General features: G+C 37.7%; 14 protein-coding genes. All 14 read right to left on the minus strand.

Going from position 1 to position 15,053, the window contains the following annotated elements:
* Positions 1 to 11: 11 nt before the first annotated feature.
* The 14 genes from COB47_RS08115 to rpsB all read right to left on the minus strand — a co-directional run bounded on the left by COB47_RS08115 (position 12) and on the right by rpsB (position 14,989).
* Positions 12 to 1,124: an ABC transporter ATP-binding protein gene (locus tag COB47_RS08115; RefSeq protein ID WP_013290896.1), complete on the minus strand. Its 1,113-nt coding sequence runs from the start codon at positions 1,122 to 1,124 to the stop codon at positions 12 to 14.
* Between the two features lie 197 nt (positions 1,125 to 1,321).
* The gene (locus COB47_RS08120; protein ID WP_013290897.1) at positions 1,322 to 1,597 is read right to left on the minus strand and encodes a GlsB/YeaQ/YmgE family stress response membrane protein; all 276 of its coding nucleotides are present in this window, start codon (positions 1,595 to 1,597) and stop codon (positions 1,322 to 1,324) included.
* 61 nt (positions 1,598 to 1,658) lie between these two features.
* Positions 1,659 to 2,294 carry a thiamine diphosphokinase gene (locus COB47_RS08125; protein ID WP_013290898.1) on the minus strand — a complete coding sequence of 212 codons (636 nt, stop codon included), beginning with the start codon at positions 2,292 to 2,294 and terminating at the stop codon, positions 1,659 to 1,661.
* A gap of 30 nt (positions 2,295 to 2,324) precedes the next feature.
* Complete coding sequence (locus COB47_RS08130; RefSeq protein ID WP_013290899.1) at positions 2,325 to 6,533, minus strand: PolC-type DNA polymerase III; 4,209 nt, start codon at positions 6,531 to 6,533, stop codon at positions 2,325 to 2,327.
* Positions 6,530 to 7,198: a glycosyltransferase family 2 protein gene (locus COB47_RS08135; RefSeq protein ID WP_013290900.1), complete on the minus strand. Its 669-nt coding sequence runs from the start codon at positions 7,196 to 7,198 to the stop codon at positions 6,530 to 6,532. Before COB47_RS08135 ends, COB47_RS08130 begins: the two co-directional genes overlap by 4 nt.
* A gap of 20 nt (positions 7,199 to 7,218) precedes the next feature.
* A complete protein-coding gene (gene ispG / locus COB47_RS08140) occupies positions 7,219 to 8,265 on the minus strand; it encodes a flavodoxin-dependent (E)-4-hydroxy-3-methylbut-2-enyl-diphosphate synthase (protein ID WP_013290901.1) in 1,047 nt (348 codons plus the stop codon).
* On the minus strand, positions 8,262 to 9,311 hold the full coding sequence (locus COB47_RS08145) for a M50 family metallopeptidase (RefSeq protein WP_013290902.1): 1,050 nt from the start codon (positions 9,309 to 9,311) through the stop codon (positions 8,262 to 8,264). Before COB47_RS08145 ends, ispG begins: the two co-directional genes overlap by 4 nt.
* Positions 9,311 to 10,477: a 1-deoxy-D-xylulose-5-phosphate reductoisomerase gene (locus COB47_RS08150; RefSeq protein ID WP_013290903.1), complete on the minus strand. Its 1,167-nt coding sequence runs from the start codon at positions 10,475 to 10,477 to the stop codon at positions 9,311 to 9,313. The genes COB47_RS08145 and COB47_RS08150 overlap by 1 nt, the downstream gene beginning before the upstream one ends.
* A 26-nt stretch (positions 10,478 to 10,503) precedes the next feature.
* Entirely contained in the window at positions 10,504 to 11,289 is a 786-nt protein-coding gene (locus COB47_RS08155) for a phosphatidate cytidylyltransferase (protein ID WP_013290904.1), read from the minus strand.
* A 19-nt stretch (positions 11,290 to 11,308) separates the two neighbouring features.
* Positions 11,309 to 12,055 carry an isoprenyl transferase gene (locus COB47_RS08160; protein WP_013290905.1) on the minus strand — a complete coding sequence of 249 codons (747 nt, stop codon included), beginning with the start codon at positions 12,053 to 12,055 and terminating at the stop codon, positions 11,309 to 11,311.
* 98 nt (positions 12,056 to 12,153) lie between these two features.
* Complete coding sequence (gene frr / locus COB47_RS08165; protein WP_013290906.1) at positions 12,154 to 12,708, minus strand: ribosome recycling factor; 555 nt, start codon at positions 12,706 to 12,708, stop codon at positions 12,154 to 12,156.
* Between the two features lies 1 nt (position 12,709).
* Entirely contained in the window at positions 12,710 to 13,429 is a 720-nt protein-coding gene (gene pyrH / locus COB47_RS08170; RefSeq protein WP_013290907.1) for a UMP kinase, read from the minus strand.
* A 131-nt stretch (positions 13,430 to 13,560) separates the two neighbouring features.
* On the minus strand, positions 13,561 to 14,175 hold the full coding sequence (gene tsf / locus COB47_RS08175) for a translation elongation factor Ts (RefSeq protein ID WP_013290908.1): 615 nt from the start codon (positions 14,173 to 14,175) through the stop codon (positions 13,561 to 13,563).
* A 37-nt stretch (positions 14,176 to 14,212) separates the two neighbouring features.
* A complete protein-coding gene (gene rpsB, locus COB47_RS08180) occupies positions 14,213 to 14,989 on the minus strand; it encodes a 30S ribosomal protein S2 (RefSeq protein WP_013290909.1) in 777 nt (258 codons plus the stop codon).
* Positions 14,990 to 15,053 lie beyond the last annotated feature (64 nt).

Raw genomic sequence — 15,053 nt, forward strand, 5'->3', positions numbered from 1 at the left:
TCTTTTTTTGTTTAGTGGACAATAGCCTTCTCTGTTTCTTTGTCAAACAGGTGAATTCTGTTGACATCAAATGCAAGTTTGATCTTGTCGCCAGCTTTTGCTTTTGACCTTGGATCAACTCTTGCAATGAGGTTAAGACCATCAACAACTACATAGAGAAGTGTTTCAGAACCAAGCATCTCAACAACATCAACATTTGCATCAACAACAGCATCCTGAGCTGTCTGCAGGAATATCTCTTCATCGTGCAAATCCTCTGGTCTTATACCCATTATAACTTCCTTTCCAACATAGCCGAGCTCTTCAACTTTCTTTGCCTTTCCTTCTGGAAGTTTTATTGCGTTGTTTCCAAATACAACATATAAGTTCTTATCCTTTTGTTCAATCCTTGATTCAATGAAGTTCATCTGTGGCGAACCAATGAAACCTGCAACAAACAGGTTCGCAGGTTGTTCATACAGAACCTGTGGTGTATCTACCTGTTGGATAAATCCATCTTTCATAACAACAATTCTTGTACCCATTGTCATAGCTTCTGTCTGGTCGTGTGTAACGTAGATGAATGTTGTTCCAAGTCTCTTATGAAGTTTAGATAGCTCCGTTCTCATCTGGACTCTCAGCTTTGCGTCCAAGTTTGAAAGAGGCTCATCCATCAAAAATACCTTTGGCTCTCTGACAATAGCACGACCTAAAGCCACTCTCTGTCTCTGACCACCGGACAGAGCTTTTGGTTTTCTGTCAAGTAAGTGCTCAATTCCCAAAATCTTAGCTGCTTCATGTACACGTCTTTTTATTTCATCTTTTGGAAACTTTCTAAGTTTGAGACCAAATGCCATGTTCTCAAAAACAGTCATGTGAGGATACAAAGCATAGTTCTGGAAAACCATCGCAATGTCTCTGTCCTTTGGTGGAACGTCGTTTACCAGCTTGTCCCCTATGTAGATTTCGCCTTCTGTTACCTCTTCAAGACCTGCTATCATTCTCAGTGTTGTTGTCTTACCACAACCGGATGGTCCTACCAAAACTACGAATTCCTTATCTTCGATATCCAAGTTAAAGTCAGAAACAGCTGTAACACCACCAGGATATCTCTTGTAAACACCTTTTAATCTTACACTTGCCACTTTTCTTTTACCTCCTACACAGTATTGTATATAAACTTGCAAAAAATCTTCTTCTAATATAGACTATACAATTATTTGCGATTAAAAACTATTGATTTTTTAAACAAACTTTTCAAAAACCTTTTAGATAACATGTCTAAACTATCTTACCAAAAACAAAGGCTGATAAGGAGTTGTACCTTATCAGCCAAATCTTACTACTGCTGTTGTTTTGTTGCCTCTTCGGCGCCTTTTCTGAACAGTCCCAGTACAAATATAAATATTGCCGCACCGAGGATGGTTGGAATAATAGGAATACCAGCAATCACAGGACCAAGTTTCCTGAAAAACGGAATATATGCTCCAATCCAAGACCCGACAAGCCCTGCAATCATAGCTCCAATAAACCCGCCTGGCATCTTGTATTTAGTCAGTGCATCGCCTATATACCCTGCAATTGCTGCAACAATCAGGGTCATTATAAAACCAAGCATAAGCTTTGACCCCCTTTTTTAAAGGAGCATCTATTCATTAGTATGATTACTTTTATCAAATTTAATCACGTGATAATATTACCAACAATACCCCATCTTTTACCTCAACAATTGCTTCATCTTCAATAATAACATTTGACACACCATAAGGGTTGCCAAACTCCATCACACCATCCTCTAAAGGATAATATAAACCTTTGGTATAAATACCACTCACAGTTTGTGTGTATGGAAGTAAAGAGAGCAAATGGCCTTTTTTCCCATGGATTTTTATTTTGTTTCTTGTCATCATGATTACATTATTTTCATCTACTATTGCGCCCTTTATATCGTGCTCAAGCAGATAATACAAAAGACTTATGTTGGCAAGAACATGGTCAAGTCTTTGACCTGTACAAGAAAGCATTACCACCTCATCAAATCCATTTTTTGCCAAATACTCAATGGCAATCTGTGTATCTGTTTTATCCTTTTCACAGGGAAATTCCATTATTTGTATGCCGTTAATTTTGAAATATTCTAAAACCTCTTTGTCTACAGAGTCAAAGTCGCCTATTATCAAGTTTGGCACAAAACCATATTTGTATGCTACGTTTGCTCCACCGTCACAGCAAATTATAAAATCAGCATCTTTTATATGTTCATCATAAAATGATTTACTTGCAACCTTACCACTGGAGATTACAACACCTTTCATGTCTTCTGTCCCTTTCCTGACAATAAATTTTTAGAAAAAGCTCAGCTGACTTGTTTGAGGCAAGTCTTTTAACACTTTATACTGAGTCAAAATCTCTATAACCTGCTTGTTTAGCTTTGCTCTTCTTTGAAGGTCATCCACAGACAAAAACCTTCCTTCTTTTCGCGCCTCCACAATGCTTTTTGCAGCTGCCACCCCAACATTTGGCAGAGCATTAAAGGGTATTAAAAGCCCTCCATCTTTTATGATGAATCTCTCTGCATCAGACTCATTCAAATCAACAGGGTAAAACTTTAAACCTCGTGCTAACATCTCATTTGCAATCTCAAGCACTGTCAGAAGGTTTTTGTCTTTCTGAGAAAGGCTACTTATCCTGTTTTCCAAATCTCTTATTTTCTGTCTTATAGCATCTCTTCCCTTGAGGATTGTTGCATAATCAAAGTCGTCTGCTCTGACTGTAAAATATGTTGCATAGAAAGCCTCCTTATAATGCACCTTGAAATAAGCAATCCTGAAAGCCATCATTACATACGCTGCAGCATGTGCTTTTGGAAACATGTACGTTATCTTTTTACAGCTCTCTATATACCAGTCTGGAACATTGTGAGCTCTTAGAAGTTGCTCATCCTCCGGCTTTAATCCTTTACCTTTTCTAACATCTTCCATGATTCTGAAACTGTCTTTTGGTGGAACACCCTTTTGAATTAAATATAACATAATATCGTCTCTTGTAGAAATTACCTCTTTGAGCGTTGCAATTCCATTTCTTACTAAATCCTGAGCATTATTTGTCCACACATTTGTGCCGTGCGAAAGTCCCGAAATTCGCACAAGTTCAGCAAACGTCTTTGGCTTTGTCTCAATTAACATCTGTCTTACAAACCTTGTCCCAAACTCAGGTATACCAAAAGTCCCTACTTCACAATCTATGTCCTCAGGAGAAATTCCAAGAGCTTCTGTGCTTGTAAAAATTGACATCGTATCTTTGTCATCAAGAGGAATTGAACGCGGGTCAACTCCCGTCAAGTCCTGAAGCATTCGTATGACAGTCGGGTCGTCGTGTCCAAGAATATCAAGTTTCAAAAGCCTTCCTGAGATAGCATGGTAATCAAAATGCGTTGTGATAACACTTTTGTCCTCGCTATCTGCTGGATGCTGGATTGGTGTAAAATCAAATATCTCTCTGTCTCTTGGAACAATCATAAGCCCGCCGGGATGCTGGCCTGTTGTTCTTTTTACCCCTGTGCAACCTTGAGAAAGTCTCAAAATCTCTGCTGGATGAAGACTCAAACCCTTTTCCTCAGCATATTTTGTTACAAACCCGTGCGCAGTCTTTTCAGCAACTGTTGAGATTGTACCTGCTCTGAAAACATAGCCTTGTCCAAACAGCTCCTCTGTAAACTTGTGTGCAATTGGCTGGTAATCACCAGAAAAGTTAAGGTCAATATCTGGTTCTTTATCACCATCAAATCCTAAGAAGGTCTCAAACGGTATATCATGCCCATCTTTTCTAAGTTTTTCTCCACAGCGTGGACAGTTTTTGTCTTCTAAATCATAACCACATCCAACAGAACCATCTGTTATAAACTCAGAATATTTGCAATTTGGACAAACATAATGCGGAGGCAGAGGATTTACTTCTGTTATCCCACACATTGTTGCAACAAGAGAAGAACCAACAGACCCTCGCGAACCAACAAGATAACCGTCTGACAAAGATTTAGATACAAGTTTTTGGGCAATCAAATACATCACTGCAAAACCATTCTTGATTATCGAATTCAGTTCCTTTTCAAGCCGTGCTCTTACAATTTCCGGAAGAGGGTCTCCATATATTTCGTGAGCTTTCTTCATTGTCATGTTGTATATTTCTTCCTCAGCGCCCTCAATCTTGGGTGGGAAAGTCTCATCGGGTATTGGTTTTACATCTTCTATCATATCGGCAATCTTATTGGTATTTTCTACAACAACTTCATAACAAGCATCTCTGCCCAGATATTCAAATTCTTTGAGCATCTCATCTGTTGTCCTGAAATAAAGCTGCGGATCATTTTCAACATCATCGTACCCTTGGTTATGTTTTAAAATCTGGCGCAACACTCTCTGGTGTGGATGACAATAGTGCGCATCAGATGTTGCAACAACAAGCTTGCCAAGTTTCTTGCCAAGCTGATAAATCTTTTTATTAATCTCTCTTAGGCTTTCTTCATCTTTTAAGTATCCTTCTCTAATTAAAAAAGAATTATTCTCAACCGGCATTATCTCAAGAAAATCATAAAATGCTGCTATCTTCTCTATCTCTTCCTCACTTTTCCCTTCCAAAAATGCCCTGAAAATTTCACCAGACTCACATGCGCTTCCTATCAGAAGTCCATCTCTCAATTGTATTAAAAGACTCTTAGGTATCCTTGGTCTTTTGTAGAAGTATTCTAAATGGGAATATGATACCAGTTTGTAAAGATTTTTTAAGCCTTGCTGGTTCTTTACAAGTATAGTTGCATGATAGCTGTGAGATTTGAGGTCTGCTTTTGCGTTTGACTCAATTGAATTAAGTTCTTTTAACCATTTGTATCCTCTTGCTTTTAACCTTTCCACAAGTGATATAAAGATATTAGCTGTTGTCTCTGCATCAGAATCAGCTCTGTGATGGTGTTTTAACTCTACATTTAAAAACTCTGCAACTTTGTTTAACTTATGAGAAGACAGATCTGTCAAAAGCCTTCTTGAAAGCTCCAGTGTATCTATATATGTATAGTCGAATATAATTCCACATTCCTGATACGCCTTTTTCAAAAATCCAATATCAAACTGAGCGTTATGCGCAACAAGAACACTACCACTTGCAAATCTTTCAAATTCCAAAATGGCATCACTCAGCTTTGGGGCTTTATCAACCATATCTTGGTATATGCCTGTTAGCTCTGATATCCTGACAGGGATTTTGCCTTCGGGGTCAACAAATGTAGAAAATCTCTCTGTTATTTGACCATTTTCTATCTTCACAGCACCAATTTCTATTATTCTATCTCTTTGACTGTCAAACCCTGTTGTTTCAATGTCAACAACCACAAAGGTAGAGTCAAATCCTTGTCCTTCCTTAGGATTGTAAACAACTGGCGCGCCATCATCAATAAGATAGCACTCCATCCCATAGATGACTTTGATATTATAGCTTTTGCTTGCTTCCTGTGCTTCCGGAAACGCCTGAACAACTCCATGGTCTGTTATTGCAACTGCTTTGTGTCCCATTGAAGCTGCCAATTTTATAATCTCCTCTGCAGAGCACACAGCATCCATAGCAGACATTTTGGTGTGAGCATGAAGTTCTACTCTCTTGTTATCGCTTGTATCAAGTCGCTGAGGTTTTTGACTTTTGTTTATGTTTTTAGCATTCACCACAACCGCTTTTTCAAAATCGTCAAATTCCACTCTGCCTTCAACCTTAACATAATCTCCAATAGAAATTGAAGTAGGAATTTTATCTTTCTTAGCAACAATTTTTACAAAGGTTGAATTTAAATAGTCCGTGATGTAAAGCTTGTATACGAGCACATTCTTGTTTTTAGTCTCTTTTATCTCAAGATTAAAAATTTCACCTTCGATCACGCAATCAGTGCCAACTTTGACAAAAGAAATAGGAGTTACTTCTTTCTTTTCATCTATCTTTTTGCCAAATATAATGGTTGGGTCTGTCTCAACCTCACTTTTTTCAATTGTAATTTTTTCAGTTTCTTCTTCCTTTTCCTCGCTAAGTCTGAGATATTTTTCTACTTCTTGGTTTGTATCAAACTGGATAAAAAAGTCTTTAATCTTAAAATCCACGTCGCATACTATTCCAAACTCTTCAGACAGTATTTGCTTTACAAGCACATCTACTTTTCTTTCAAAAAGAATATCTCTGATACCATTTGGAACCAAAAAATCTAAGCCGCTTGAACTTTGCACAATCTCGCATTCTCTCAAAAAATGGCTAAGACCGTTACATTTTTTTGAAATTTTATAAAACAAAAACCACCTATATTTTTTCAAAAGTTCGTCCAACGCCAGGTTTCTGCTTTTGAAAAGTTTTATCTCAACATCCCTGCAACTTTCTAAAAGAGACTTGAATCTTTGCTCAATTTCAATGAGGTCAATATCTTTCAGGTTATCAAGGCTCTCAACATAAACCTTAAGATCCATACTTGATTTGTCAAACTCAATCTTGACAGGTTTTACTGGCAAAAATAGAGCCTCACTCATTGCCCATCCCTACTTTTTTTGAGATTAACATAACCTTTTATTATATCTGAATACATCTTCATCCTGTGCTGAGCACCTTTTATAAACCCAAGCTTCTCTTCCTTCATCACATGCGAAACCTTTGGCAGTGGTACTGTCAATACTCTTAAGTTAAACTTTTTGGCATACTCAGTTAAAATAATCTCTATTGCATACCCCAAATCTTTTATATCCTCGCGCGACTCTAAAATTTTTTCAAAAACCCATCTTTTTATCCCTCTCTGGCCTGACAAAAAAGGCGAAATCTTCTGGGCAAGGTCGGTGGAAAACCTGCCGTCAGAAAAAATTCCAATTGTCATGTCAGCTCTGTCTTCAATCAAAGGTCTAATTAAATTTTCAACATCTTCAACCTTGAGATTTACAAGGTCTGCATCAAGCATCAATATTATATCTCCCTCTGTATTCTCCACACCGTAAAAAATAGCATAGCTCTTTCCCCTGTTTTTTTCAAGTCTTAAGACACTCACACCATTTTTTGCTGCTACTTCAGCTGTTTTGTCTTCCGAACCATCGTCAATTACAAAAATCTCATCTACAAGACTACATTTCTTTACAACACTAAGCACAGCACCTATTCTCTTTTCTTCGTTGTAAGCAGGAATAAGACAAACCACCTTCTTACACATATTTTCACCTCATCAAAAAATTAAGAAAGAGAATAGATTTCCTTTACAAGCTCATCCACAATCTCATTCTCTTTCACTTTCCTTATAATCTTGCCTTTCTTAAACAGAAGTCCTTCACCAACTCCACATGCCACACCTACATCAGCTTCTTTTGCCTCACCAGGGCCGTTTACTGCACAGCCCATTATCGCAACCGAAATGTCCAAGTCCAAATTTTGTATTCTTTTTTCAACATCATCTGCAATCTTTAAAAGATCAACATTACATCTTGCACAGGTGGGACATGATACTATCTTCACACCTTTTCTGAGTTTTAAACTTTTTAAAATCTCCTTTGCCACAATAACCTCTTTCTCTGGCTCATCGGTAAGAGAAACCCTTATTGTATCACCAATTCCCCTCAAGAGAAGATAGCCAATTGCAATACTGGACTTCACAGTACCTGCAACAAAAGTCCCTGCTTCGGTAAGACCAACATGAAGAGGATAGCTAAGTTTTTGGGATAATATTTCATAGCTCTTAATTGTAGTTAAAACATCTGAAGATTTTACAGATACAACAATATTGTCAAACCCAAATCTTTCAAGAAGTTTTACCTGATAAATGGCAGCTTCAACTATCGCATCTGGAGATGGAGATTTATATTTCTGTAAAATATCTTTGGGCAGTGACCCAGAGTTTGCCCCAACTCTGATGGCAATCCCATATCTTTTGGCCTCTTTTGCTATTTCCTGAACTTTTCTTTCATCTCCAATGTTCCCAGGATTTATTCTAATCTTGTCAGCGCCATTGTATATAGCTTCAAGCGCAAGCTTGTAGTCAAAATGAATGTCAGCAACAAGTGGAATGTGGATTCTTGACTTTATCTTACTTATGGCCTTAGCACTATCTAAATCAGGAACAGCAACCCTTATAATCTCACAGCCTAAACTCTCAAGCCTGAGTATCTGCTCAACTGTAGCTTCAACATCCTTTGTCTTTGTGTTTGTCATTGACTGAATTTTAATATCTTCCCCGCCACCGATATAGATATTCCCTATTCTAACCTTTTTTGTCAATAACTTCACCTTCCAGGCATTATAATATTTTTTATGTCATTGAAGGTAACAATTACAAGCAAAAACAGAAGAAGTACAAAACCAATTGTGTGAATCAGTGCTTCTTTTTCTCTATTAAAAGGTTTTCTTGCCACAGCTTCGTACAAATAAAACACAAGCCTGCTGCCATCTAAAGCAGGAAATGGGATGAGATTTATAACTCCCAAGTTTACTGAAATTAACTGCATAAGCCACAGAATATTCAAAAGCCCACTCAGCACGCTCTGTTTAAATCCGGCATTTGCAGCCTCGCCAATTGTCTTTACCATACCAACAGGTCCCATAATCTCAGATGCCGATACCCTTCCTGTTATCATCAGCACAACACTATATATGGTCTCTTTTATCTCTGCATATGTCCCAAATAGTCCATAATAGATGCTATCAAATAAATTTTTACGTGATATCTTTGATGAAACGCCTATTCTTTTTGTTTTTGTATTCGGATCATACTTTGGCATAACCCTGAAAATATATTGTTTACCATTTCTTAAAACCTTTATCTCTACTTCTCTGTCTTTGTAGAGCATATTGTGAACAGCCAAATAAAAGCTTACCTGGTCCCAGACATAAACTCTATTTTTGTCAAGCGCAACAATCCTGTCACCACTTCTTATCCCAGCCTCATATGCAGGCATGTTTGGCTCCACCCTACCAATGGTGTTGGTCCCAAAACCAATAAAATAACCAATCCCCATCATGATTATTATGGCAAGAACAAAGTTCATAACAGGTCCCATCAAAACCATCAAAATTCTTTTGTGAACCTTTGCGTTATTGAGTGCTCGTGGGTGGTCAATATCCTTATCTTCACCAAGAGGCTTTACATACCCTCCTATTAAAAAAGCTCTCACAGAATACTCTGTCTCTTTTCCTTTTATGCTAAAAAGTTTGGGACCAAAACCAATGGCAAACTCTTCAACAAGTACACCTGAAAGTTTACATACAATAAAATGTCCAAATTCATGAACAAGTATCACTATTGTCAGCACAATTAAAGCCAGTATAAGATTCATTAGCTTTTCTCACCTTCCACAAGATTTTTAAACTTCTGCCTTGCCTCTGCGTCGATTTCCAAAATGTCCTGAATGGATTCCACTTTTTGCCCCCTATGACTTTCAATAATTTTAGCCACATAGTTCATAATATCAACAAAGCCAATTTTCCCTTCCAAGAAATGTTTTACAGCCTCTTCATTGGCAGCATTGAGCACAATCGGGTAACTTTCTCCTTTTTTTGCACACTCATATGCAATTTTGAGCAAAAAGAATGTATCAAAATCAGGCTCTTCAAATGTAAGGTTTTTTATCTTTGCAAGGTCAAGTGGCATAGCTACTTCCCTGCCTCTTTCGGGAAAAGTAAGCGCATACTCAATCGGAAGACGCATATCAGGATAAGATAGCTGTGCTTTTATAGCTCCATCAACAAATTCAACCATTGAATGAATAATACTCTGAGGATGTATAACAACATCAATCTCATCACATCTTTTATCAAAGAAAAACATGGCTTCTATCACTTCAAATCCTTTGTTTATAAGCGTTGCAGAGTCAACTGTGATTTTTTTGCCCATGTTCCATGTAGGATGCTTCAGCACATCTTCTACACTGACATTTTGCAAGTCTTTGAGTTTTTTCCCTCTGAAAGGTCCTCCCGATGCTGTGAGAATTATCTTTTTTACATTTTTTTTGTCTTCACCTACAAGGCACTGAAAAATAGCACTGTGCTCTGAATCAACAGGAATAAGAAGAGGGAGAGAATCTTTTGCTTGTTTTTGGGAAAGAATCCTTTTTATAATCTTTCCACCTGTCACAAGGGTCTCTTTGTTGGCAAGAGCAACTCTTTTACCTGCCAAAATAGCCTCAACTGTTGGCACCAACCCAGATATACCAACAAGAGCATTTACAATCAAATCTGCTGCTGGATATGTTGCAACATTAGTTAGTCCTTCCTGACCTGCTACAACTATCTTATCAGGAAAATTTTCTTTTAATACAGTATAGTACTTTTCATCTACAATACATAAAATGTCAGGGTTAAGCTCTCTTGCTTGCTTAATCAAAAGATCTACATTTTTGTTCGCTGAAAGACCCACAACTCTAATTCCAAGTTTTTTTGCAACATCTATTGTCTGAACACCTATGGACCCGGTTGACCCTAAGATGCATATCTTTTTTGTCATTTACTTCGCCCCTTTAAAAGCAATAATTAAAATAGCCCAAATTTTGCAAGAAAATAGATTATTGGTGTGACCATAATTAAGCTATCAAACCTGTCAAGCACACCACCGTGACCTGGTAAAATAGAGCCAAAATCCTTTTTCTGCTGCTGTCTTTTTAGCATTGAAGCAAACAAATCGCCTGTGTGTGCAACTATAGATAGCATCATACCTTCTGCTGTGCTTATAAGCAGGATTGATAAATCAAAATTCTTGGCAGAAAGTCCAAACTGATAAAACCAAACAGCAAGCACACCTCCAACTATTGCTCCAAAAAAACCTTCTAAACTTTTCTTAGGACTTATATTACTCCATATTCTCCTTTTGCCAAGTGCAAGACCAGCAAAATACGCAAAAGTATCTGAAAGCCAGCATACAAGATAAGGAAGCCATATTAGCTTTTTCCCATTTCTAAATTCGCCTAAAAGCACTAAAAACAAAATGGGAAAAACTATATAAATGAAAGAGAACGCCACATAAATTATGCTTTGTGAAGCTATCCTGTTTTTAAAGCTTTCTATGAAGGCAAGGAGAAAAAGAAGTATAAATAAAACGAACATTTTGTTACCAATATTAACATCGCTGAGAACAAAAATGCAGCTCAATGTTATGCTCAAATATAGCATATATCTTTCTATCTTAAACAAATTGAAAAATTCATATAAAGCAGCTGCTGCAACAAGAGCACCAAAAATTTTAAGCCAAATACCACCAAGAAAATTTGCCAAAGCTACCAACGCTATTCCCCAGATAGCAGTTATTATTCTCTGTTTCATCCTATTTCCTCCAAAAAGGCTATTTAACTCCTCCAAATCTTCTGTCTCTTTTTTGATAATCTTCGATAGCCTTTAATAGATGCTCCTTTTTGAAGTCTGGCCACAGGACATTTGAAAACCAAAATTCTGTATATGATATCTGCCACAAAAGAAAGTTTGAAACCCTCATCTCTCCGCTTGGTCTTATCAAAAGGTCAGGGTCAGGGATATCCTTTGTGTAAAGGTATTTTTTAAAGAGGTCCTCATCAACATCTTCGATATCAATTTTACCACTCTTTATGTCCAAAGCCAAATTTTTTACCGCATTTATTATTTCCTGTCTTCCACCATAATTGAGGGCTATAACAACACAAAGTCCACGTTTGTCTTTGGTTCTTTCTTCAGCACTTACAATTCTCTCTTGAATATCTTTATCAAGCTTTGAAATATCCCCTATAACCCTGATTCTTATCTGGGTCTTGTTTATGAGGTTTTCTATCTCTGTATCAAAGAATTCTCTCAAAAGATTCATAAGATTTTCAACTTCATCTTTAGGCCTTTTCCAGTTTTCTGTCGAAAAGGCGTAAACTGTAAGGTATTTTAATCCTATTTCATCAGCAAAAAGGACTATCTCTTTTAGCTTCTGCGCACCAAACCTGTGCCCCGCCGAGCGTGGAAGACCTCTTTTTTTTGCCCATCTTCCATTTCCATCCATAATAATTGCAATGTGCTGTGGCATCTTTTCTTTTTCTATTTTTACTTTTTCTTTTTTTAAAAATCCTAACATTCTACTCCATACTCCCCATTTTATTTATATGATTAAAAAAATAACGGGGTTGCTGCCCCGCCAAACCCTTCAAAATTTTTACTATCGTCGCTAAAACTCTATACTTCCATAATCTCCTTTTCCTTTGCACTCAAAAGTTTCTCAATTTGCTCTATGTATTTGTCGTGAAGTTTTTGGACATCCTCTTCGGCATCTTTGAGGTCATCTTCTGTAATCTCATTGTTCTTTTTCATTTTTTTGTACTCATCAAGCGCCTCTCTTCTTATGTTCCTGATTGCCACCTTTGCATCTTCAGCCATCTTTTTGACCTGTTTTACAAGCTCTTTTCTTCTTTCTTCTGTGAGTTCAGGGAAAATAAGTCTTATAACCTTCCCATCATTTGTTGGATTTACTCCAAGGTCAGATTTTTGAATGGCTTTTTCAATTTCTTTGAGCATTCTTGCTTCCCATGGCTGGATAACAATCATTCTCGCTTCGGGAACGGTTATGCTTGCAACCTGGGGAATTGGAGTTGGAACGCCATAATAGTCAACCATCACCTTGTCCAGAATATGAGGATTTGCTCTTCCTGCTCTGACTGTGGCAAACTCCTCTTTTAACGTCTCTATTGCCTTTTTCATCTTCTCCTCTGCAACCTGAATAGGTTCTGCCATTTTACTTTGCCTCCTTTACATTTACAATTGTTCCTATGTTCTCGCCCATAACAGCCTTGAGAATATTTCCTTTTGCAAGCTCAAACACCAAAATAGGAATTTCATTGTCCATGCACATAGATGTTGCTGTTGAGTCCATAACCTCAAGCCGTTGATTGATGACATCTAAGTAAGTGATAAAGTCATACTTTTTAGCATTTGGATTTTTCTTCGGGTCACTGTCATAGACACCATCTACTTTTTTTGCAAGAAGTATTGCCTCTGCGTCAATCTCAGCAGCACGCAAAGCTGCTGCAGTATCTGTTGAGAAGAAAGGATTGCCTGTGCCACATGCGAAAATCACAACCCTGCCTTTTTCCAAGTGGCGAATTGCCCTGCGTCGGATGTACGGTTCTGCAATCTGTCTCATCTCGATTGCGCTCTGGACTCTTGTCGGAATGCCTCTTTTTTCAAGAACGCTCTGAAGTGCAAGTGAATTAATAACAGTTGCAAGCATTCCCATATAGTCTGCTGTTGCCCTGTCTATGTGTTCAGCACTTCTTCCTCTGAAGAAGTTGCCGCCACCAACCACAATAGCAACTTCCACTCCAAGCTCCCTTACTTTTTCAATCTCTTCACAGATGGTTTCAACAACCTGCCAGTCAATTCCAAAACCCTTTTCACCGCCCAAAGCTTCACCACTTAATTTTAATATTACCCTTTTGTACTTTGGCTTAACCATTTTTATCTTCTCCTTCTTTACGATAATATTTTACAAACAAAGATACCCGCATATCAAGAGTTTTTGCTCAAAAAAAGGGAACACCACTTTTCAATAAAATAGTGTTCCCTTCCAATGCCATATTTAAAATTTTAGCATGAAGCAGCCTTTTCAATTCCTTCTCCTCTTTCAAATCTTGCAAATCTTCTTATAACAATATTTTCTCCAATTTTTGCAATTTTTTCTGTGAGCAAGTCTTTTATCTTCATATCAGGGTTTTTAATCCAAGGCTGCTCAAGCAAGCAAACCTCTTCAAAGAACTTTTCAAGCCTACCCTCAACAATTCTGTCAACAACATTTTCTGGCTTTCCTTCATTCAAAGCCTGCTGTCTTAAAATTGCCTTTTCTTTTTCAATTACCTCCGCAGGCACCTCTTCTCTTGAAACATATTTTGGATTTGCTGCTGCAATCTGCATAGCAATATCCTTTGCAAATTGTCTAAACTCCTCATTTCTTGCAACAAAGTCTGTCTCGCAATTTATCTCTACCAAAACACCAATTCTACCATTTCCATGGATATAGCTTTCAACAATACCTTCTGCTGCAACACGTGAAGCCTTCTTTGCAGCCTTTGCAAGTCCTCTTTCTCTCAAAAGTTCTATTGCCTTGTCCATATCGCCGCCTGCATCTTCTAAAGCCTTTTTGCAGTCCATCATACCAGCACCTGTTTTTTCTCTGAGCTCCTTCACCATTTCAGCAGTAATCATGAAAAATCCCTCCTACAATTGTTTGATAAAAAACATATTATTCTTCATCTATGCCATCATCAACTGTTATCTCTACCTGTTCAGACGCTTTATCAGCCTCTTGAGATGAAGTATTAGCAGGTGTAAACTGCTCACCCTCTCTTCCCTCAATCACAGCATCTGCAATTTTAGATGTGATGAGCTTTACAGCACGAATTGCATCATCATTTCCAGGAATTACATAGTCAATCTCGTCAGGGTCGCAGTTTGTATCGACAATCGCAACTATTGGAATCCCAAGCTTTCTTGCCTCAAGCACAGCATTTCTTTCTTTTCGTGGGTCAACAATGTACAAGATGTCAGGAATGCGTGGCATGTTCTGAATACCACCAAGATACTTCAAAAGTCTTTCTTTTTCTTTCCTCAAGAGATTTACTTCTTTCTTGGGCAAAACATCAAATGTTCCATCTTCTTCCATTCGCTGAAGCTCTTTTAACCTTTCTATTCTTGTCTTTATTGTTCTGAAGTTTGTTAAAAGTCCTCCAAGCCATCGTTGATTGATGTAAAACATTCCGCATCTTTCTGCTTCTTCTTTGATTGTCTCTTGAGCTTGCTTTTTTGTTCCAACAAATAGGACAATCTTGCCCTCTGCTACCTGAGACTTTACAAACTCATAAGCTTCGTCCATTTTCTTTACTGTCTTCTGAAGGTCAATAATATAAATCCCATTTCTTTCAGTAAAGATATACTCAGCCATCTTGGGATTCCATCTGCGTGTCTGATGACCAAAATGCACACCTGCTTCAAGAAGCTGTTTCATAGTTAAAACTGGCATTTTTCTTACCTCCTCAATTCGGTTTTTCTTCGAGCCGGATAATAAGAAGGCTTTTTATGCCTTC

The sequence above is a fragment of the Caldicellulosiruptor obsidiansis OB47 genome, from assembly GCF_000145215.1.
GTDB lineage: Bacteria > Bacillota > Thermoanaerobacteria > Caldicellulosiruptorales > Caldicellulosiruptoraceae > Caldicellulosiruptor > Caldicellulosiruptor obsidiansis.